We start from the raw sequence: 20,121 nt of genomic DNA on the forward strand, positions 1-20,121 counted from the left end.
TGTCTCCTGTGTTGTCTGTGTGCCGGCCCCGGCGGCTTGCCAACCGTTGGGCGCGGGTAAAGATTACAAATTGATAAGATTTTTTGGGATGGGCAAGAAATACCGCGTTAGTTCACGGTTTGCTGGCCAGATCAATCACAAAGATACTCCTGATTCTCCCTTGTTTTCCGTTTTTGGCCTCCAAATCCCAAACGCGCCCAAAAACAAATAGCATCTCCGGCCAAGACCAGAGATGCTATGGATAGAAGCAGTGAAAAATCAGCCTACAATCAGTTTCATGCCAGGCTTGAGTTCGTCTCCTTTGAGTTTGTTTGATTTTCTGAGTTGTTCCACGCTCACGTTGTTGTAGCGCTTGGAGATGTTCCAGAGGGTGTCGCCGGGCTGTACGTGGTGTACCTGTGGCTTGGGAACGCTGGCTTTTTTAACCGATGGGTTTTTCTTGGCGGCCACGGCTACCACGGCGGCGTTTTCTTTGGGCGTGTTCTCGGCGTTGGGCCCGGCTACTTTGCTGTTGGATGGCTCCTCTGCAGAGGCCAGCAAGGTTTGGTCCGGCGTTGGTTGCTCCGTGCTTTTCTTATCCGAAGGTTTGAACACCACCAATTTCTGATTGGCTTGCACCCCCGTGGCCGACAATTTGTTCCAGTTCTGGAGCTGCTCTATGGTTACGTTATGCTCGCGGGCAATCTTGGTCAGGTTATCGCCGCGGCGCACTATGTAGGTAGAAGCTTGCAGGCTGTCGGTGGTAAGCGATGCCGACGTTGCAACCGGTTCAGCCTTTTTTGTTTCAGCCTTGGCTAACATGGTGGCAGCGGCAGGTGCCACGGGCATTTTGATTTTCACCGGCGCTCTGTAGCGGGCCGAATCTAAGATAGCCATTCTATTCTCCGCCAGAAACGGTCTGGCGTCTGCCGGTATGCGCAGCGCGAAGTTTTGCACACCTTCCGGGATGAATTGTTTTTTCACCGCTGGGTTCAGGCTGGCAATCTGGTCTTCAGGCAGGTTTAATTGCTTAGCCAACAGTTTCAGGTCCAGCGGCTGGCTTACCAAAATGGTATCTAGGGCAATAGGGAACTGCGGGTTCAGTGGGCGGAGGTTGTGGTCCTCGGCGTGGTTCATAGCGTACACCAAAGCGGTGAAAGACGGCACGTAGGCGCGGGTTTCCTTCGGCAGATAAGGATAGATTCCCCAGAACGTGGTTTTGCCGCCGGAGCGAGCAATGGCTTTCTTTACGTTGCCGGGGCCGCAGTTATACGCCGCCAAGGCCATTTCCCAACTCCCGAAGATGCGGTACAGCTGTTTCAGAAACTTGCAGGCTGCCTCCGTGGATTTCTCGGGGTCCATGCGCTCGTCCAGGAAATGGTTCTGTACCAGCCTAAAATCATTGGCCGTAGGCGTCATGAACTGCCACAGACCAACAGCCTTGGCCGAGGATACCGCTTTGGGCAACAGCGCAGACTCCACCACAGCCAGGTATTTCAACTCGTCGGGCATGTTGTGCTTGGCCAGGCACTTCTCAAACATAGGGAAGTACAGGGTTTGGCGCTCCAGCACCCGGCGCGTGTATTTCCGGTTTCTAATGGTGAAATAGTCAATCAACCCTCTCACTTGCTTGTTGAATTCTAACGGAATTTCCTGCTCCAGACAGCTCAAGCGATCCTGAATCAGTTCATCGGTTTCCACGGGAATAAATTCCACGGAATCAATAAGCACTTTGGTGGTGTCTTTCAGCTCCAGCGGTGCTGCTGGCACCGTAAATTGACGGGCCTGCGCCGCGAAGCCAAGACCTATAGAAAGAACAACACCGGTGAAAAAGGTAGAAATGCGCATTTAGACGGTTTCTTGTGGTTGATGGGTCATCAGGTGTTTGGAGAAGGCAAACAATTGCTCCTCGCCAAACGCTTTGGTCATCACTTGCACCCCAATCGGCAACCCTTGTGAGTCATGGCCCATTGGTAACGAAATAGCCGGAATGCCTGCCAGGTTTGCCTGTACCGTGTAGATATCCTCTAAGTACATGGCTAGCGGGTCTTTGGTATTTTCACCTATCTTGAACGCTGTGGTGGGCGTGGTAGGCACAATCAGGAAATCATATTGGCTCAGGAGCTCATCGGTTTTCTCTTTGATTAACCGGCGTACCTGCTGGGCTTTGGTGTAATAGGCATCGTAATAATCGGCGCTCAGCACAAAAGTTCCCAACAAAATGCGGCGCTGCACTTCCTTCCCGAAGCCTTCAGCGCGGGTTTTCTTGTACATAGACGCCAAATCCGTGGCGTTCTCGCTCCGGAACCCGTACCGCACCCCGTCATACCGGCCCAGGTTAGAACTGGCTTCGGCGGTGGTCAGGATGTAATAGGTGGGAACAATATAGTCTAAAAACGGGAAATCAACACCTTCCACGGTATGGCCTTCAGCTTGCAAGGCATCTAAAACGGCTTGCGTGGCGGCTTTTATTTCTGGGTTCAAGCCGGGGCTGTCAAAAGAATCTTTGATGAACCCGATGCGGGCCTTGCCTTCAAACGAAAGGTTTTGGCTGTACGCAGGCACAGGTCGTTGGCTCACGGTGGCGTCAAATTCATCCTGGCCAGCCATCACTTCTAATAAAAGTGCGGCATCTTCCACGCTGTGGGTCATCACGCCAATCTGGTCAAACGAAGAAGCGTACGCGACCAAACCATAGCGCGAAATGCGGGAATAGGTAGGTTTCATGCCCACCACGCCGCAATACGCCGCCGGCTGGCGCACTGAACCACCCGTGTCTGAGCCAATTGACGCCAAACATAGATTCGCCTGCACCGCCGCCGCTGAGCCCCCGGAGGAACCGCCCGGCACGCGGGTATTGTCTAGGTCATTCAGGGTAGGGCCGAAGGAGGAATTCTCGTTAGAGCCGCCCATGGCAAATTCGTCACAGTTCTGCCGCCCGATGATGATGGCATCCTCGGCGCGCAGGCGCTGCACAGCCGTGGCGGTGAACAGAGATTTGAAACCGTTCAGGATTTGGCTGGCCGCCTGCAGGGTGTGCCCCTCATAGGCCAGCACGTCTTTGATCCCGATGACCATACCGGCCAGTTTGCCGGCGGTGCCGGCCTGTAATTTGGCATCCACTTCTGCTGCCTGTTGGCGGGCTTCCTCTTCAAAAACCTCTAAAAAAGCATTCAGGTGGCGTTTCTCCGAGATATTCTGTAGATACTGTTCTACTAAGGCTTGGCACGTAAGGGCACCACGGCCTATCTCCTCCCGGATAGCGTCAAGGGATGTGTACCGCATGAATTAAACGTTGGGGTTGTGGGGAGTATTGGTTGGGTTGGGGTTCACGCCGGGCTCCGTGTACGGGGGCTGCGTAGGTGTTTGGGTATAGGTTGGGGCCGCGGGGTTAGGATTGTAAGCACCTCCCTGCGGTCTTTGAGCCGTTGGGTTCTCGTTGGCAGAGTTCTCAATATCGTTCTTGATTTCTTTGGTGGCGTCTTTGAACTCCCGTATGCCTTTGCCCATGCCGCGGGCCAGCTCCGGGATTCTCTTAGCGCCAAACAACAGCAACACGATCAAAACAAGGACAATGATCTCACCGGTGCCGAAGTTTCCTAGAAATAATAAGGTAGTTGACATAGCTTTAAAATAAGGTGTTAAGAATGTAAAATTAAGGTATAATTTCAAAATACGTGCACGCGCCGCTAACTTTAAACGGGTAAGCCCTCTGCGCGGGACCTGGCCAAGGCTCCGTTTTCGGGCTCCGTTTTGTAAATAGCGGTGAAAGTACGCGCTGACCTACGTTGTAACCCTGTTCTCTGGTTTTTTGCGTAGGTTTACCTCTGCGATTTAAATTTCACCTGTGCGCCGCAAGCTACTCTCTTTCTTAACCGCATTGTCTACGCTCTGGCTTCTGCTGGGCGTGGCCTGCCAATACATACCGCCGCATGCCTTCTGGCCGGCCGGCTTTGTGGCCATGTCTCTGCCCGGGGCGCTGCTGATGAACGCGGTTCTGGTGTTGATGTGGCTCTGGGTGAGGCCGTTGTGGGCGGTGTGGCCAGGATTGCTGGTGGTGCTTTTCTGGGGGCAGCATACGCGTTATTTCACGTTAAACACGCCAGACGCAGACCCCACGCCTAGTGCTCAGCGCATACAGGTGCTCAGTTACAATGTGCGCGTGTTCAACGCCTATAAGCACCTGCACGCCCAGGACCCAGAACTCCCCGAAAAAGAAATGACCTGGGTTTCTGAGCACCCCGCCGATATTCTGTGCCTGCAGGAATTCTACAATGAAAAGGGAAGTTCCCCCTTCAACAGCCGTAAACGCGTTGGCAAAGACCAGGACCGCGAAGTGTATTCAGATAATTCCCTGGTCAATAAAAATGGCGATGAATTTGGTCTGGCCATCTTTTCACGGTTCCCGATTATTGACAAAGGCCGCGTGAAGTTTGACCGCCCCACCAAGAACCAGGTCATTTTTGTGGATGTGAAACTACCCAGCCAAGACACGCTGCGCGTCTACAACATGCACCTGGAGTCTATGGCCATTGAGGAGCGCGAAGTGGGCGAAGCCGTAGAAAGCAAAGACGCTTTTCAAACCAAAGGCCGAAGCATTGCCCGGCGGTTAAAAGGCGGTTTCATTGCGCGCAGCCACCAGGTTGGCAAATTATTGGAGCACATTCAGGCCAGTCCGTACCCTGTTTTACTCTGCGGCGATTTGAACGATTTGCCCAGCTCGTACACCTACCAACAACTTAGAAAGCAGTTGCAGAACGGGTTTGAGGAAGGCGGAAGCGGCTTCGGGTTTACCTATAACGGCAAGCTGCCCCTGCGCATTGACAACCACTTCTTCAGCCCAGACCTGCAACTGCTCCAATTTGACGTGCTCCGGAACATCACCTTCACCGACCATTTCCCGGTGGAAGCCACCTATGTGTTGGAAAAATCTTCGGCGGCGGAGTAAACATTTTTTCCGTTTTCGGCTTCATTTCTGAAAATGAGCCCGAAAACGCAAGTCCTTTTCTGATTGATGACGGAAAATATGCACGCCGGCGCGCTTCCCTCGTACACCTGCACCAAGTCCCGTTTAGTTTTATAATTTTGCCGAATGAATCATCCGTTAGCTCTATATAATACCCTCACCAGAACCAAGGAACCGTTTGAGCCGCTGCAGCCGCCGTTTGTAGGCCTTTATGTCTGCGGGCCAACTGTGTACGGTGATGCGCATTTAGGCCACGCGCGCCCCTACATCACCTTTGACGTCATGCGCCGCTACCTGCAGCACGTGGGTTACAAAGTGCGCTATGTGCGCAACATCACAGATGTAGGCCACTTGCAGAACGACGCCGACCACGGTGAGGACAAGATTCAGAAATTAGCCAAAGCCGCGCAGCTGGAGCCCATGGAAGTGGTGGAAAAGTACACCCACAGCTTCCACCAGGATATGGCGCGTTTGAACGTATTGCCGCCGGACATTGAACCCCGCGCCTCGGGCCATATTATTGAGCAGATTCAGATGATCCAGGAGATTCTGGAAAACGGCCTGGCCTACGAGTCTAACGGTTCTGTCTATTTTGACGTGCCCGCTTATAACAAAGAACATAACTACGGAAAGCTCTCCGGCCGCGTGGTGGAAGAGTTGCTGTCTAACACCCGTGACAACCTGGAAGGGCAGGAGGAGAAGCGCTCACCGCTGGATTTTGCGCTGTGGAAGAAAGCCTCGCCTAGCCACATCATGCGCTGGCCGTCGCCGTGGTCAGACGGGTTTCCGGGTTGGCATTTGGAGTGCTCGGCCATGAGCAGAAAGTACCTGGGCACGCAGTTTGACATACACGGCGGCGGGTTGGATCTGATGTTCCCGCACCATGAATGCGAGATTGCGCAGAGCCAGGCCAGCCACAACAAGTCAGACGCCGCCAGGTTCTGGGTGCACAACAACCTGATTACCATTAACGGCAAGAAGATGGGCAAGTCGCTGGGCAATTTTATCACGTTGGGGCAGTTCTTCAACGGAGACCATGCCGAGTTGCAGCAAGCCTACAGCCCTATGACGGTGCGTTTCTTCATTCTTCAGGCGCACTACCGCAGCACGCTTGACTTCAGCAATGATGGTTTGCAGGCCGCCCGCAAAGGCTACCTGAAAGTGATGAACGGCTTGAGAATTCTGGACCAGTTGAACTATCCAACCGGCGCAGAAGCCATAGACGCCAAGGCTGAAGACGAAATCAAAAAGCTCACAGCAGAGTTGCTCACGCCGTTGCATGATGATTTGAATACCGCCAAAGCCATTGCCAGCCTGTTCAACCTGCTCAAGAAGATAAACAGCATGCACACCGGCGGCTTCAAGCTGGAAACCATTTCGCAAGAAACTTTTGAGCAGATGCGCGCACAGTACCGTCTATTGGTGCAAGACGTGCTGGGCCTCAAAATGGAACAAACCGCCGATGCTCAGGAATTACTCCACGTGGTGCTCGGTTTTTACAAAGAAGCCAAGGAAGCCAAAGATTACGCAAAAGTTGACCAGATCAGGGCGCAGCTGAAAGGGCAGGGCATTGTAATCAAAGACATGAAAACCGGTATTGACTGGGCCTATGAAGAATAATATGAAAATGTGGGCCTTCGGGCTGCTATTGGCTGCCGGTTTTCCTGCCTGTGATAAAAAACCGACCTCCGAGACCGCCACGGTAGACCAACCGACGGTGGCCACGGTTAACGTGCCCGCGTTCAACGCAGACTCGGCGTACGCCTTTGTGGCCAAGCAGGTGTCCTTTGGGCCGCGCGTGCCCAATACAGCTGCCCACCGTGCCTGCGGCGATTATCTGGTAAGCAAATTCAAAGGCTACGGCGCCAATGTGATAGAGCAGACCTTCACCGCGAAGGCCTATGACGGCACCGTTCTGAGTTTGCGCAACATCATGGCGCAGTTCAACCCTAAAGCTTCTAAGCGCATTCTGCTGGCCGCCCACTGGGACACCCGCCACATGGCCGACAAAGACCCGAAGAACCCCACCAAACCCAACGACGGCGCTAATGACGGGGCCAGCGGCGTGGCCGTTTTGTTGGAAATCGCTCGGCAGTTGCAGTCCAACCCCGGTTCCCAGAACGTGGGCATCGATTTAATGCTCTTTGACGGCGAAGACTATGGCCAAGATGCGGCCGAAACTTGGTGTTTGGGATCGCAGCATTGGGGTAAGAACTTAGTGCCCTCTGGCTACAACGCGCAATATGGTATTCTACTGGACATGGTAGGCGCTAAAAACGCTCGCTTCGGAAAAGAAGAAACCAGCCGCACCTACGCCGGTGATGTGGTGGAGAAAATCTGGCGGACGGCCCATAAAATTGGCTATTCAGACTACTTCCCCATGATAGATGCGCCCGGTATTACAGATGACCACGTGTTCGTGATTCAGTACACCAACATCAGAATGGCCGACATCATTGCCTATGACCCCACCAGTCCAGACGGCTTCTTCGGCGAGTATCACCATCGGCACACAGACAACATGGACATCATTGACCGCAACACCCTGAAAGCCGTGGGGCAGACCGTGCTGCACGTGGTATTGACGGAACAGTAAGCAGACAAGGATCCCGTTTTCGGCTTCATTTTGAGAAACGGAGCTTAAAACGGGAATTTTAAGTTCAGTTTCTCTATTTTGCGTAAACACCTAAGTGCCAAAGAAGAATAGGTTCTTAAACCATGGAGCAGCTCACAGAAAGAATTACGCTAGATGAACAAATCTGCAACGGCAAGCCCACTATTCGGGGCAAACGAATTGCTGTGCAAACTATTTTGGAGTTCCTGTCAGCAGGAGAGACGCCAGGCGAGATTCTTCAGCAATACCCAGCCTTGGAACCAGAAGATATTACGGCCTGCCTGCAGTTCGCTACTGACCTCATGAACCGAAACTATGTCCTAAAAACCGTGGCGTAGCCCACTATGGCCAAGTTTCTAATAGACGTCAATCTGCCTTATTACTTTTCCCTTTGGAAGAGTGAGGATTACATTCATCAGCAGGACATTGATGATACTTGGTCAGACAGTCAGATTTGGCGTTATGCCCAGGAAAATAACCTGACTATTATCTCAAAGGACGCAGATTTCTCCAACCGAATTCTTTTAAAGCAGCCTCCTCCAAAAGTGATTCATATCCGGTACGGCAACATGAAAATGCGCGAATTCTTCTTGACGACCACCAAAGTTTGGGAACAAGTGCTAGCCCTAAACCAGACACACAAACTGGTGAACGTTTTCAAAGACCATCTGGAAGGAATCAATTAATCCCGTTTTCGGCTCCGTTTTCAGAAATGAAGCCGAAAACGGGAATTTTGTTTCCAAACAAAACCAGCACTCTACAGTTTTACCGGCGTTAACTTCGTCTTAAATCCGGCTGCTGCGTTTCCTGCGTACAGCCCTTAAATTCACTGCCATGTCTTACCTAGACGCTACCCAAGACTTATATAAAAACGCGGCCCTCACGCCAGATGTGGGGCTTTGCTGTACTACCACGCCTATCTGGCAGCTGCCCGGTTTGTCTATTCCCAAGCGCATGCAGGAGATGAATTACGGCTGCGGCAGCACGGTGAACCCGCGGGATTTGCTCAACAACCCGGCTATTCTGTACGTGGGCGTGGGCGGCGGCATGGAGTTGCTGCAATTCTCGTATTTCAACCGGCAGCCGGGCGGCGTGATAGGGGTAGACGTAGTACCCGAAATGCTGCAGGCCAGCCGTGACAATTTCCAACTGGCCGAAGAAGAGAACGACTGGTTCAAATCTGAATTTGTAGACCTTCGCCAGGGCGATGCCTTGAATTTGCCATTGGAAGATGAAACCGTGGATGTAGCCGCCCAGAACTGCCTCTTCAACATCTTCAAGACAGAGGACCTGAAAAAAGCTTTGGCTGAAATGTACCGCGTCTTGAAACCACACGGCCGCTTGGTGCTCAGCGACCCCATCTGTGACGGTGGCATGCCCGCGCAACTCCAGGAAGATGCCCGCCTCAGAGCTTTGTGTTTGAGTGGTTCGTTGCCCTTACAAGCGTATTTAGATGCTATCACGGAAGTTGGTTTCGGGACGGTGGAAGTGCGGGCGCGCAGGCCGTACCGCGTGCTAGCGCCAGGTCAGTATGACACCTCAGAACTGATTTTCATTGAAAGCGTGGAAGTCTGCGCCATCAAAGATCCCATGCCGGAAGACGGTCCCTGCATTTTCACGGGCAAAACCGCCATTTACTACGGCGACCAGGAATACTTTGATGACCACAAAGGCCACGTGCTGCTCCAGAACCAACCCTTGGCGGTGTGTGATAAAACAGCAGCCGCGCTAGCCAGTTTAGGGAAAGAAGACCTGCTAATCACCAACTCCACGTTCTTCTATGACGGCGGCGGTTGCTGCTGAGAAAAGCTGCTACCTTGAAATTCCCGTTTTCGGCTTCATTTTCAGAAATGAGCCCGAAAACGGGAATTTTGGCTTGATGTAAAGTTTGAGGTAGAGAGTTAACTGACTATTTCTGAATCTCGGCCTTGGCTAAAGGTGAGCGAAGTTCCAGTGCCAGACACTTCTAACCGGGCTTCGCGGCCTACAATCATGGCTACATTGCGCGGCACATGGCCCACCGGGAAATCAAAGCAGATAGGGAAATCTGTGCCAGCACAATGCTCTAACACTATTTCCTCCACTGTACGGCCGAAGGGTACGGTGTTATCCTTCATCTCGGTGAACTGACCCAGCACCAATCCCGCCAGTTTCTGCAGCCTTCCCATGCGGCGCAGGTGCACCAGCACGCGGTCCAGGTTGTAGAAATTTTCGCCCACGTCTTCCAGGAACAGAATTTTGCCGGTGTAGTCCAGGTCAGAGGCGGTATTCACTAAGGTGTCCAGCAGAATCAGGTTTCCACCGGCCAAAACGCCGGTGGCAGCGCCCAATCGGTTCATGGGGTGCGATGGTTCCTGGTACTTCAGTTCCTCGCCAAACAAGGCGCGGCGCAAAGTTTCATCGGCTTCCTGGGTGTCTGGCTGGCCCATGAGTTTGGGCATGGTGGCGTGCAGGCTTTCATGGCCCAGGTAGAGTAAATGGCAGAGCAGCGCGGTAATGTCACTGTAGCCAATGATCCATTTGGGGTTTCGCTGAAGCCCGGCGAAATCAATTTTGTCTAAGATTCTGGTGGTGCCATAACCGCCGCGCGCCGAGAAAATGGCCTTCACCTGCGGGTTGTCCAGCATCTGCTGAAAATCCTGGATCCGGAGCGCGTCTGAGCCGCCAAATTGCCGGTCCTCGGCGCCCACGGTTTCGCCAATGAGCACACGCAGTCCCCAGCTTTCCAGCAGTTTTACGCCGGCGGCAATGTCGTCATAGGTGAGTTTGTAGGCCAGGCAGCAAATGCCCACGGTATCGCCGGGTTGCAGGTAGGGTGGGGTCACGGGGATTGTTTTCATAACAGAAGCTTCTAAAGTAGCCAAAATCTGGCAAGGGTGTCATGTATGGCAAGATTTTTCGGCTAAAAAAATGAATAGGTTCTGATGAGAGAAAGCCCTTCGCCCCAGAATGCAATGAAATTTTAAAGCGCGAATCACACGCTAACCAGGCCCCGGTTCTGCCAGGAGCCGGGGTTTTTCCGTTTTCGGGCTCAATTCCAGAATTGAGCCCGAAAACGCAACTTCTGCGTTTCGCCAATAAAATGAAATGTTAAAATTCCATTTTTATTTAGGCGCTTTTAGGGGAAACCGTGGCTTGCCGTGTCTCTGTTTTTAAACCCATTTATTATGAATAAACATTACAATTCATCAAAAAGTAAGCAGTGGCTCCCCAAGTCAGCCCTGATTCTCTGTCTGCTGCTGCTGGTGAGCGTAGGTGCCATGGCCCAGGACAGAACCCGCGCTTTGTCCATCTTGAAAGCCAAGAAAAACGCCCAGAAAGGCCAGGCTGCTACCGCCAGATTGACCAAGGCCAGAAAAGGCATCACCTTCCGGGCAGGTGGGCCGGTGCGCCCCGCCCTGGCGCAGGTGTACAGCGCCGACGGCAGCACCTGGCAGCTAGAAGAAAAAGTAGACCTGACGTATTACCTTGACGGGCGCGTGAAAGAGGAAGTAGTCTCAGATGCCACCTCCAACACACCGCTGGAGCGCGTCACCTACAAATACAATACCCACGGGGAGGTGACCGAAGAACTGGAATACTACTGGAGCGGCAACGCGTGGGAACTCACCTTCGGGGATAGAACCGTGGAGACGTTTGAGAACGGGCGCTTGACCGAAATAAATGAACAGTTCTACAACAGCTCCGGCTGGGAGACTGGCCAGAAGTTTACCTTCACGTACAGCGCCACCGGCGTGCTGGAGTCAGAGACCTCTTCTTTTTGGAACGGAACGGAGATGGTACCCAATTTCAAGGTGCTCTACACGTTTGAGGCGGCCAACCAGCCACCTACCTCCATGCTGGTGCAAACCTGGGACTCAGAAAGCTGGGAGACGCTGTTCAGGATAGGAAGCATTACCTGGCCCGCCGGGGGGGTACCTATCACCCAATACAAAGACATTGTCTTAGGCGAAGAAGCCCTGCCCGTAACCTACACCGCTGAAATGGGGCTGGGCACGGCCTGGTTTCCGGTGTTCAGGCAGAAAATCACCTCTGGGGCCAATGGCAGCTTTGTGGCCACCACTGAAGAATTCAACGGGTTTACCTGGGACCCCGACATGAAAACCACCGTGACCTATGACAGCCACGGCAACCGGACGCTTTATGAAATAGCTGAATATGACGAAACCGCCTGGGTTATTGAGGACGGCGAGAAACACATTTTCACCTACACCGGCGATAACCTCACTGAAGACATTGTGCAGGAATGGGATGAGGAAGCCGGCACGGCGGGCGCCTATGTCAATGATGAGCGTATTGTCTACAGCAACTTCCAGACCATCACCTCTTCTAAAGAAACGCTGGCCCGCAACGTGGAAGTGTACCCCAACCCCGTGGCCGGCAAGTTCGCCATTAAGACAGACCAGGCCGCGGGCGCCCACGTGCGCGTGACCAACCTTTCTGGGCAAACCCTGCTGAGCACCACCTTGAAAACCACAGCCCAGGAATTTGATATCGCGCATCTTCCGGCGGGCACCTACATTCTGCAGATTCAGTCCAAAGCGGGCCTGCGTACGCAGAAAGTGGTGAAGCTGTAAAAAATCTAAATCAACCTGATAAAAAATCCCCGGTTCTCCCAAGAGCCGGGGATTTTCCGTTTTTGGCTTCGTTTCCAGAAATGAGCCCGAAAACAGATTTGCAAAAAGGTAAAAAGGGTGAGCTAATGGTTTTGAGAAAGAGGTAAATGCCAATACCTGCCCAAGGTTCAACTTTTATATATACCTTATCTTTCAGATCTATACTTAGAATACTATCAATATTTTATATGCGAAACCTTTCCAGAAACTCGGCTAAAATCTGCCTGCTCTTTTCAGTTTGGTGGGTAACGCTGCTATCTGCCTGGGCACAGCCGGAGCCTACCGTACTTGCCAGTAAAGCCAATGGAACCGCAGCGGGTGACAGACAGGTGAGCGGCGCTTTTTGGGAACAGAGCCCACTAGGTGGCAAGACAATCAGGCGGCCCGGGTCTGGGAGCAATTTCTATTGGAACAACAACCGCTGGCATGGATATAACCACTATTCTTACCAGTATAATGCGGCTGGGTTTGTCATAGAGGAGTTGATTAGCCCGCCCTGCCCCATGGGAGGAGATGACAGCACCTCCGCCAATAAACGATGCAGTATTACGCCAGAGCGTGTGATCTATGAGTATGACCAGTTCAATAACAGAACCGGCTACACCAGTTACTTTGTCAGATATTATTTTGACGGCGAATACAAATGGAAATGGGAAATTGGCTACGGCAAAAGAATTCTGCCCACCTACACCAATGGCGTCCTGACCCAGGAGATTAGTCAACGCCATGAAGGGCAGGCTTGGCTAGATGTGGAGAAGAATAAGTATACCTATCATTCCTCCGGAAAGCTGGCGGAGCACGTGCAATACCAATTTAAGGATGGTGCCTGGGTTGAAATTTCAAGAACCATAAGAGAATACGCCCCAGACAGCAACCTGCCCATTTCCATGGTGGTGCAGGAGCGGCAAACAGATGCCTGGGTGAACAAGACCAGACATAGTGACCTTTTCTGGAACGCAGCCGCCTTACAGACCGGGCAACATAAACTAGACGGGCGCACCATACAAGAGTGGCGAAACGGGGCCTGGGTAAATGCCAGTAGAACGGCCACGGTGTATCAGGCCAACGGAAGCTCCACGGTGACCAGTGATGCCTGGGTAAACGCCGCGTGGCAGAATTCTACGCGTAAGGTGCTGTTATATGATGCCGAAGGAAAACTGACGCAGGACCTATTGGAAGTATGGGCAAATAACCGCTGGTCCATCATCTCCGGTGAAAAAATAACCTATGTAACAAACACAGACGGTGACATAACAGAGCGCCTTATTCAACGCTATGACACCAACCCCGAGAGTGCCACGGCGGGCACCTTCCAAAATGCTGAGCGCTGGGTATATGACAATTACCATACCATCACCTCTTCCAAAGAATTCCTGGCCCGCCAAGTAGAAGTATATCCAAACCCAGTTACAAGTAAATTCGCCATTAAAACAGACCAAGCGGCGGGCGCCACTGTGCGCGTATTGACTTTGGGCGGCCAACCGTTGCTGGACACCCAACTGAAAATTACTGGGCAGGAATTCGATCTCTCACATCTTCCGGCCGGCACTTACATTCTGCAGCTTCAGTCAAAGGCAGGCATAAGAACGCAGAAAATAGTGAAGCTGTAGATAGATTTTCCCTCTACGCAAAATCCCCGGTTCTGCCAAGAGCCGGGGATTTTGCGTTTTTGGCTTCGTTTCCAGAAATGAGCCCGAAAACGGGAAGAACCCTCGTCAATGGGAAACGGCATTCCTGGGCATGACGTCCAAAAGGGATGAATTGAGGGTGCTTCCGTCGTTTGCCTTTTCATGATTGACTACCAAACTACCCATAGCCCTGTGCGGAGGCCAGGCCATAATTTCAGTAAGAATGAGAATGTTAAGGGAGTGGGAATTACCTACATATGAGTATTGTCGCCTGCTGGCGGTTTATGTTCTTTTGCAGGTGGAAGGTTTGGCAGGCAATGACCTGCTACAAGACCATCCCGCCTTCTGCTTGGGCGTGTACCTGCAGAAAGCACTAATGCTTTAAAGGCACGAAAAAACGTTGAAAACTAATCTATCTTCTATATGAAAAAACTCTACCAGATTGTTTGCAGTTGTTTTTTTTACCTCGTTTTTAATGGCCTACCAGTCCAGGCGCAGGCACCCAATTTTGCCTGGGCCAAACAAGCGTTGGGCAACCCCACACAGAGCAGCACCTCTGGCAACGCCATTGCCATTGATGCCGCCGGCAATACCTATGTTACAGGCAGTTTTGATGGGAGTACCACCTTTGGCACTACCACCCTCACCAACGTCAGCGGCGCGAACAATTCATTTCTGGTGAAATATAACACCGCCGGCAACGTGCTGTGGGCGCGCAGAATAGGAGCCGGGGTGTATGATGTGGCGGTAGACGGCGCAGGCAACCCCCACATTACCGGCGGTTTTCAGGGCTCCCTTACCTTAGGAACCACCACCCTCACCAGCAGCGGCGGCGAAGACATATTCATCGCCAAATATGACGTTTCTGGTACGGTGCAATGGGCACAGAGAGCCGGCGGGGTAGGTGAGTATGATGCTGGGTACGGTATTGACGTAGACGGTTCAGGCAATGTGTACGTGATAGGGGAATTCCAGGGCACGGCCGCCTTCGGGAGTTCCAACATCACCAGTGAGGCCGGAAGCAGCGACATCTTCGTGGCCAAGTTTAATAACACCGGTACTGCGCTATGGGCACGCCGGGCAGGAGGCGCAAGCGGCGATTATGGTAATGCCATAGCGGTTGACGGTACTGGAAATGCTTATGTGACCGGTGAATTTCAAGGCAATGCCACCTTTGGCAGCACCACGCTTACCAGCAACGGCGAAGAAGATATTTTCATAGCCAAGTATGACGCCTCCGGTACTATGCAATGGGCCCGCAGAGCAGGAAACATAAGTGATGATTCTGGCCGTGCCATAGCCGTGGACGGGGCCGGCAATGTGTACCTGACCGGAGAAATGGAAGGAAACGTCACTTTTGGAAGTACCACACTCACAAGCATTGGGGACGAAGACGTTTTCGTAGTCAAATATGACGCGGCAGGTACGGTGCTTTGGGCGCGTAAAGCTGGGGGTACGGATTCTGAATATGGCGAAGGCATAGCCGTTGACGGCTCAGGCAATGTGTACGTGACCGGTGAATACTATGGAGCCGCCACTTTCGGGAGCACCACCCTCCCTATCGGCAATGCGGGAGAGGCTGACATGTTTGTGGTAAAGTATGACGCGGCAGGCAACGTGCTGTGGGCTCGCAAAGCCGGAGGCGGGAAGGACACCTATGGAAATGGTATCACCCTGGATGGGACTGGCAATGCTTATGTGACAGGTAACTTTGAAGAGGAGGCCACATTTGGCACCACCAGAATTACCAGCGGCGGCCGTCAGGATCTGTTCCTGGCCAAGTATAATGCTTCTGGCACCGTGCAGTGGGTACAGAACGCCGGCGGCGGAAATTTCAACTACGGCCGAAGCATAGCCGTGGACGGAAACAGAAACTCATATGTGACGGGCTATTTCACAGGTTCCATTACTTTCGGGAACACAGTATTGACCAGTGGCGGCGAGGGTTATGATGGCTACATCGCCAAGTATGATGCCACTGGGAATTTACTCTGGGCCAAAAAAATGCTAGCCAATGGCAGTGGTTATAGCTACAGCATTGTCGTGGACGGCGCCGGGAATGCCTACGTAGCGGGAGAATACAGCGGCACTGCATCTTTCGGAAGTACCACACTCAACAGCAATGGAAACTGGAATCTGTTTGTGGCCAAGTATGATACCAATGGAAATGCCTTGTGGGCGAAGGATGCCGGTGGTACCGGTAGTATGTATGGCAATGGGATAGGCTTGGACGGCACTGGTAACATTTACGTGGCAGGTGGTTTTCAAGGCTCAGCTACTATTGGTAACACCACGGTAACCAGCGCAGGCAATAGGGATGTACTGGTTGTGAAATACAATGCAGCTGGCACCGCAGTTTGGGCCAAGAGTGCCGGTGGTGCAGAAGATGACTATACCCGTGGTTTCGCGGTAGATGGCGCTGGGAATTTGTCTGTAACAGGTTATTTTAGCGGTGCCGCCACTTTTGGCGCCACCACCCTCACCAGCGTAGGTGCTCAAGATATCTTTGTGGCTAGATATGATGCCAACGGGAATGCCTTGTGGGCACACAATGGCGGGGGAGCCTTTGGAGATGCAGGGTACGGCGTTGCCTTAGATAATTCCGGAAATACTTACGTAACAGGCGTTTTCCAGAGCACCGCCACCTTTGGTGCTACTACGCTCACAGGCAGCGGCAGCTTTGATGTGTTCCTTCTGAAATATAACAGCGCGGGCAATTTACTCTGGGCCCGCAGAGCAGGTGGCACCAGCTATGATGACGGTCTGGGGGTTGCGGTAGATGGTGCCGGCAGCGTGTTCGTGACGGGTACTTTTCAGGGCTCGGCCGTTTTTGGCAATACTACCCTCACCAGTGCCGGTGGCTATGACATGTTTATTGCCAAGTATGATGCCGCAGGGGTTGCCCAGTGGGCACAGAAAGCCGGTGGCGCAGGCTTAGATGAAAGCCGCGGCATTGCCGTTGATGGCCTGGGCAGCGTTTATATAACAGGTTATATTCAGCAACCGGTTACCTTCGGGGCTACTACGCTCTCCAAAAATGGCAACGGCTATGATATTTTTGTGGCGAAACTAGGTAACGGCCCTACCAGCGTGAAAGAATCTCAGTTGGCGGCCAGCCTTTTGGTTTACCCCAACCCCACCAGAGGGCAGATTAGCTTCACCTTGCCATTGTCTGGGCGCACTGTGGTAGAGACCAGGCTGCTAGATAGTAAAGGGCAGGTGCTGCAAAGCCAGCGGTTCACCGCAGGTTCCGGTGATTTCCAGCAGACCTTGACCCTGAAAGACCAGGCTGCCGGCGTGTACTTCCTGCAAATTATCACCAACGGCGAAGTAATCACCAGGCGGGTAGTGAAACAATAGCTGGTTACAAGAGGCAAACCAGATCATTCCCTGCATTCTCAGCTGAATTATATTTCTCCAACAGAAACAGGAAAGCCGCTCACTTGAGCGGCTTTCCTGTTTCTGTTTTCGGGCTCGTTTCCAGAAATGAGCCCGAAAACGCAAACCTATTTCCGCCAAAATCCTAACTTGCCCATTCTCAATTCCTAATTCCCCATTCTTAATTCTACAAAGTGGCCCGTATTACCATTGACCTCCCTGCCAGTTATTCGTTTAAAACCGAGCTGCCCATCAGAATCACCGACCTCAACTACGGCGGACACCTGGGCAATGACGCGCTGCTGAGTCTGTTGCATGAGGCGCGGTTGCAATACCTGCATGAAAATGGAGCTTCTGAGCTGGATTTCGGTGGAACCGGGCTGATCATGAGTGACGTGGGCATTGTCTACAAAGGCGAAGGTTTTTACGGCGATGTGCTCACCGTGCAGGTGCAAGCCACCGAGTTCAACAAATACGGCTTTGATCTGGTGTACCGGCTCACCAACCAGAACGGGAAAGAAATAGCCTACGCCAAGACCGGTATGCTCTGTTTTGACTACGGCGCGCGCAAGCTCAGAACGGTGCCCGCAGAAGCCCGGGAGCGTCTGGAAACTAAAGCGTAAGATATTTTGTACCTTTGTGGTATGAGCACAACTTTGATCCCAGACATAGAAATCCTGAACCGGCAAGACATCAGAAAGCTGTCATTGGACCAACTCAAGGCCTGGATGGTAACCCAAGGCGAGAAACCGTTCCGGGCCAAGCAGGTCTATGAATGGATCTGGAAACTCACGGCTACGTCTTTCTCAGAGATGAACAATATTGCCTTGCCGCTGCGCGAGAAAATGGAACGCCACTTCACCATTAATACGGTGGCCGTGGAAACCAGCCAGATGAGCGAAGATTACACCATCAAATCCATCTTCAAGCTCTATGACGGCAACATTGTGGAGGGCGTGCTCATTCCGCACCCCAAGCGCATGACCGCCTGCGTGAGCAGCCAGGTAGGTTGCTCCTTGACGTGCTCGTTCTGTGCCACCGGCAAAATGGACCGCATACGCAACCTCAACGCTGATGAAATCTATGACCAGGTAGTCCGCATCAAAGAACAGACCGAAGGCAATTACAATAGACCGCTCACCAACATTGTATACATGGGCATGGGCGAACCATTGCTCAACTACGCCAACGTGATGAAAAGCATTGAGCGCATCACCGCGCCAGACGGCCTGAACATGGCGGCCCGCAGAATCACGGTGAGCACCGCCGGCATTGCCAAGATGATCAAGAAAATGGCCGATGACGGCATTAAAGCCAATTTGGCCCTGAGTCTGCACGCCGCCAATGACACCAAACGCAACGAGATCATGCCCATCAATGAGACCAACTCGTTGGAGGCTCTCAAAGACGCGCTGGTGTATTACCATGAAAAAACCGGCCGCAAGGTCACCTATGAATACATCTTGCTCAGCCATTTCAATGATAATATTGAAGACGCGCAGGAACTCCTGCAATTCTCCAAACTAATCCCGTGCAAGGTGAACATCATTGAATACAACCCCATCGGTGATGGCCTCTTCCAGAAGTCTGAGGATGACCGCCTGGAGCCGTTCATGCGTTATTTAGCTGATAGAGGTGTGCAAGTGAACGTGCGCCGGAGCCGCGGCAAAGACATTGACGCCGCCTGCGGACAATTGGCCCTCAAAGAAAACAAGGAAGTAGAGGCGTAGACTTCATCTTCGGAAAGCATAAAAAAAGCCTTGGCGTTTATAGCCAAGGCTTTTTGCGTTTTCGGGCTCATTTCTGAAAATGAAGCCGAAAACGGAAGATTTCAGAGTCTTTCAGCATAGCCAGGGAGTGCAAACGGCACCGCCTCTTCGCCTCAACTTTTTTACATCTTCGCCCGGAGCGCGTCCCGTATTTCGGTGAGCAGCACTTCTTCTTTGGTAGGCGCGGGCGGTACATCCGGCGAAGCAGCTTTCTTGCGTTTAAGGCTGTTCATGACCTTTACCACCAGAAAAATAGCGAACGCGATGATGAGAAAATCTACCAGGCTCTGGATGAAATTACCGTAGTTGAGCGTCACATCGGCAATCTTTCCTTCGGCGTCCATCACGTTCTGCTTGAGCACCAGTTTCAGGTCTTTGAAACTCACGCCGCCAATGAGAATACCCAGCGGCGGCATGAGTATATCATTCACAAACGAAGTCACAATCTTGCCGAAGGCGGCCCCGATGACCACGCCCACGGCCAGGTCCATTACGTTGCCACGCATGGCAAATTCTTTGAAGTCTTTTAACATAGTGGTAGGGTTGGGTGAAAACGCAACGGCCCTTGCGGGTGACAAGGGCGGTTGCTATTTTTTAAAGGTACCAGAATTATCGGGTTTTCACTACCAATGTGCTGGCAATCTTGTCATGCAGGGCTTGTTTGCGCGAGGTGAAGGCGGCCATGATGTAGCCAATGAAAAGGATGAAATAAGAAAGATACGAGGCCAAGGTTCGGCCCAAAGACCGAAGGAAGGAGAGGCGCTCGCCGTTTTCAGTGGTCACTTTCAGGTCCAGGGCACGCTTGCCCAACGTAGCCTGCCAAGAAGAGCTTTCCATCACCGTCTTGTACAAGATAGAAAGCAGTGCGCTAGCCGCCATGTAGGAAGAAGCCGCCGCAATAATGGCGAACGGGTTGGCCTCTATCTCTTCTGGGTTCATATATGCCATGCCGCCCACCATGAACATAGAGAGAATCCAATTGGGGATCATGAGCACGAAGCCATCAATGATAAAGGCCGCAAACCTGATCCAGAAGCCGGCGTACACGGGCGGCGCCGCATCAGTCGCAAATTCATCCATGAAGGAATAAGGGGTAGAAGTTTCCATAAAGTTGTTTTGTTTGTTAGTAGGTTTATTTTGAAGTTAAGATAGGAGTATTCAGAGAATATTT

Annotated in this window: 16 protein-coding genes and 1 pseudogene; 11 read left to right on the forward strand and 6 right to left on the reverse strand. The window is 52.3% G+C overall.

From position 1 onward, the window contains the following. Positions 1-258 precede the first annotated feature (258 nt). The 3 genes and pseudogenes from IMY23_RS16170 to IMY23_RS20055 all read right to left on the reverse strand — a co-directional run. Complete coding sequence (locus tag IMY23_RS16170) at positions 259-1,827, reverse strand: lytic transglycosylase domain-containing protein (RefSeq protein ID WP_192823080.1); 1,569 nt, start codon at positions 1,825-1,827, stop codon at positions 259-261. Further along, positions 1,828-3,264, reverse strand: coding sequence for an Asp-tRNA(Asn)/Glu-tRNA(Gln) amidotransferase subunit GatA (gatA, locus tag IMY23_RS16175; RefSeq protein ID WP_192823081.1), 1,437 nt, complete (start codon positions 3,262-3,264; stop codon positions 1,828-1,830). It lies immediately after the preceding gene. Between the two features lie 150 nt (positions 3,265-3,414). Then, positions 3,415-3,603 (reverse strand): annotated as a pseudogene (locus tag IMY23_RS20055) (twin-arginine translocase TatA/TatE family subunit); the annotation flags it as partial. A 223-nt stretch (positions 3,604-3,826) separates the two neighbouring features. On the opposite strand from IMY23_RS20055, the gene IMY23_RS16185 reads away from it, so the two are divergent. The 6 genes from IMY23_RS16185 (at position 3,827) to arsM (ending at position 9,362) form a co-directional block, all read left to right on the forward strand. Beyond that, the gene (locus tag IMY23_RS16185; RefSeq protein ID WP_192823083.1) at positions 3,827-4,927 is read left to right on the forward strand and encodes an endonuclease/exonuclease/phosphatase family protein; all 1,101 of its coding nucleotides are present in this window, start codon (positions 3,827-3,829) and stop codon (positions 4,925-4,927) included. 144 nt (positions 4,928-5,071) lie between these two features. Continuing rightward, the gene (gene cysS, locus IMY23_RS16190; RefSeq protein ID WP_192823084.1) at positions 5,072-6,565 is read left to right on the forward strand and encodes a cysteine--tRNA ligase; all 1,494 of its coding nucleotides are present in this window, start codon (positions 5,072-5,074) and stop codon (positions 6,563-6,565) included. After that, positions 6,555-7,541, forward strand: coding sequence for a M28 family peptidase (locus IMY23_RS16195; RefSeq protein ID WP_192823085.1), 987 nt, complete (start codon positions 6,555-6,557; stop codon positions 7,539-7,541). The genes cysS and IMY23_RS16195 overlap by 11 nt, the downstream gene beginning before the upstream one ends. 122 nt (positions 7,542-7,663) lie before the next feature. Continuing rightward, a complete protein-coding gene (locus tag IMY23_RS16200; protein WP_192823086.1) occupies positions 7,664-7,897 on the forward strand; it encodes a DUF433 domain-containing protein in 234 nt (77 codons plus the stop codon). Positions 7,898-7,903: 6 nt separating this feature from the next. Next, entirely contained in the window at positions 7,904-8,245 is a 342-nt protein-coding gene (locus IMY23_RS16205) for a DUF5615 family PIN-like protein (protein WP_192823087.1), read from the forward strand. Between the two features lie 148 nt (positions 8,246-8,393). After that, positions 8,394-9,362, forward strand: coding sequence for an arsenosugar biosynthesis arsenite methyltransferase ArsM (gene arsM / locus IMY23_RS16210; RefSeq protein ID WP_192823088.1), 969 nt, complete (start codon positions 8,394-8,396; stop codon positions 9,360-9,362). 98 nt (positions 9,363-9,460) lie between these two features. Here arsM and IMY23_RS16215 read toward each other — a convergent pair whose 3' ends face one another. Further along, entirely contained in the window at positions 9,461-10,399 is a 939-nt protein-coding gene (locus IMY23_RS16215) for an LD-carboxypeptidase (RefSeq protein ID WP_192823089.1), read from the reverse strand. 327 nt (positions 10,400-10,726) lie between these two features. Here IMY23_RS16215 and IMY23_RS16220 point away from each other — a divergent pair, with 327 nt between their 5' ends. The 5 genes from IMY23_RS16220 to rlmN all read left to right on the forward strand — a co-directional run bounded on the left by IMY23_RS16220 (position 10,727) and on the right by rlmN (position 18,911). Then, entirely contained in the window at positions 10,727-12,136 is a 1,410-nt protein-coding gene (locus IMY23_RS16220; RefSeq protein ID WP_192823090.1) for a T9SS type A sorting domain-containing protein, read from the forward strand. A gap of 227 nt (positions 12,137-12,363) precedes the next feature. After that, the gene (locus IMY23_RS16225) at positions 12,364-13,785 is read left to right on the forward strand and encodes a T9SS type A sorting domain-containing protein (RefSeq protein WP_192823091.1); all 1,422 of its coding nucleotides are present in this window, start codon (positions 12,364-12,366) and stop codon (positions 13,783-13,785) included. A 441-nt stretch (positions 13,786-14,226) separates the two neighbouring features. Next, a complete protein-coding gene (locus IMY23_RS16230; protein WP_192823092.1) occupies positions 14,227-17,163 on the forward strand; it encodes an SBBP repeat-containing protein in 2,937 nt (978 codons plus the stop codon). A gap of 212 nt (positions 17,164-17,375) precedes the next feature. Further along, entirely contained in the window at positions 17,376-17,804 is a 429-nt protein-coding gene (locus IMY23_RS16235) for a thioesterase family protein (RefSeq protein ID WP_192823093.1), read from the forward strand. Between the two features lie 21 nt (positions 17,805-17,825). Then, the gene (gene rlmN / locus IMY23_RS16240) at positions 17,826-18,911 is read left to right on the forward strand and encodes a 23S rRNA (adenine(2503)-C(2))-methyltransferase RlmN (protein ID WP_192823094.1); all 1,086 of its coding nucleotides are present in this window, start codon (positions 17,826-17,828) and stop codon (positions 18,909-18,911) included. Positions 18,912-19,072: 161 nt separating this feature from the next. On the opposite strand, the gene mscL is transcribed toward rlmN, so the two are convergent. Continuing rightward, complete coding sequence (gene mscL, locus IMY23_RS16245) at positions 19,073-19,483, reverse strand: large-conductance mechanosensitive channel protein MscL (protein WP_192823095.1); 411 nt, start codon at positions 19,481-19,483, stop codon at positions 19,073-19,075. Positions 19,484-19,559: 76 nt separating this feature from the next. Continuing rightward, positions 19,560-20,057, reverse strand: coding sequence for an RDD family protein (locus IMY23_RS16250; RefSeq protein WP_225986527.1), 498 nt, complete (start codon positions 20,055-20,057; stop codon positions 19,560-19,562). Between the last annotated feature and the right edge of the window lie 64 nt (positions 20,058-20,121).

The sequence above is a fragment of the Rufibacter sp. LB8 genome (assembly GCF_014876185.1).
Classification (GTDB): Bacteria; Bacteroidota; Bacteroidia; order Cytophagales; family Hymenobacteraceae; genus Nibribacter.

What these genes read in the sequence shown, in the direction of transcription:
- IMY23_RS16170 (WP_192823080.1), bottom strand. Translation starts at nt 1,827, where the DNA reads ATGCGCATTTCTACCTTTTTCACCGGTGTTGTTCTTTCTATAGGTCTT.
- gatA (WP_192823081.1), bottom strand. Translation starts at nt 3,264, where the DNA reads ATGCGGTACACATCCCTTGACGCTATCCGGGAGGAGATAGGCCGTGGT.
- cysS (WP_192823084.1), top strand. Translation starts at nt 5,072, where the DNA reads ATGAATCATCCGTTAGCTCTATATAATACCCTCACCAGAACCAAGGAA.
- IMY23_RS16195 (WP_192823085.1), top strand. Translation starts at nt 6,555, where the DNA reads ATGAAGAATAATATGAAAATGTGGGCCTTCGGGCTGCTATTGGCTGCC.
- IMY23_RS16200 (WP_192823086.1), top strand. Translation starts at nt 7,664, where the DNA reads ATGGAGCAGCTCACAGAAAGAATTACGCTAGATGAACAAATCTGCAAC.
- IMY23_RS16205 (WP_192823087.1), top strand. Translation starts at nt 7,904, where the DNA reads ATGGCCAAGTTTCTAATAGACGTCAATCTGCCTTATTACTTTTCCCTT.
- arsM (WP_192823088.1), top strand. Translation starts at nt 8,394, where the DNA reads ATGTCTTACCTAGACGCTACCCAAGACTTATATAAAAACGCGGCCCTC.
- IMY23_RS16215 (WP_192823089.1), bottom strand. Translation starts at nt 10,399, where the DNA reads ATGAAAACAATCCCCGTGACCCCACCCTACCTGCAACCCGGCGATACC.
- IMY23_RS16220 (WP_192823090.1), top strand. Translation starts at nt 10,727, where the DNA reads ATGAATAAACATTACAATTCATCAAAAAGTAAGCAGTGGCTCCCCAAG.
- IMY23_RS16225 (WP_192823091.1), top strand. Translation starts at nt 12,364, where the DNA reads ATGCGAAACCTTTCCAGAAACTCGGCTAAAATCTGCCTGCTCTTTTCA.
- IMY23_RS16230 (WP_192823092.1), top strand. Translation starts at nt 14,227, where the DNA reads ATGAAAAAACTCTACCAGATTGTTTGCAGTTGTTTTTTTTACCTCGTT.
- rlmN (WP_192823094.1), top strand. Translation starts at nt 17,826, where the DNA reads ATGAGCACAACTTTGATCCCAGACATAGAAATCCTGAACCGGCAAGAC.
- mscL (WP_192823095.1), bottom strand. Translation starts at nt 19,483, where the DNA reads ATGTTAAAAGACTTCAAAGAATTTGCCATGCGTGGCAACGTAATGGAC.
- IMY23_RS16250 (WP_225986527.1), bottom strand. Translation starts at nt 20,057, where the DNA reads ATGGAAACTTCTACCCCTTATTCCTTCATGGATGAATTTGCGACTGAT.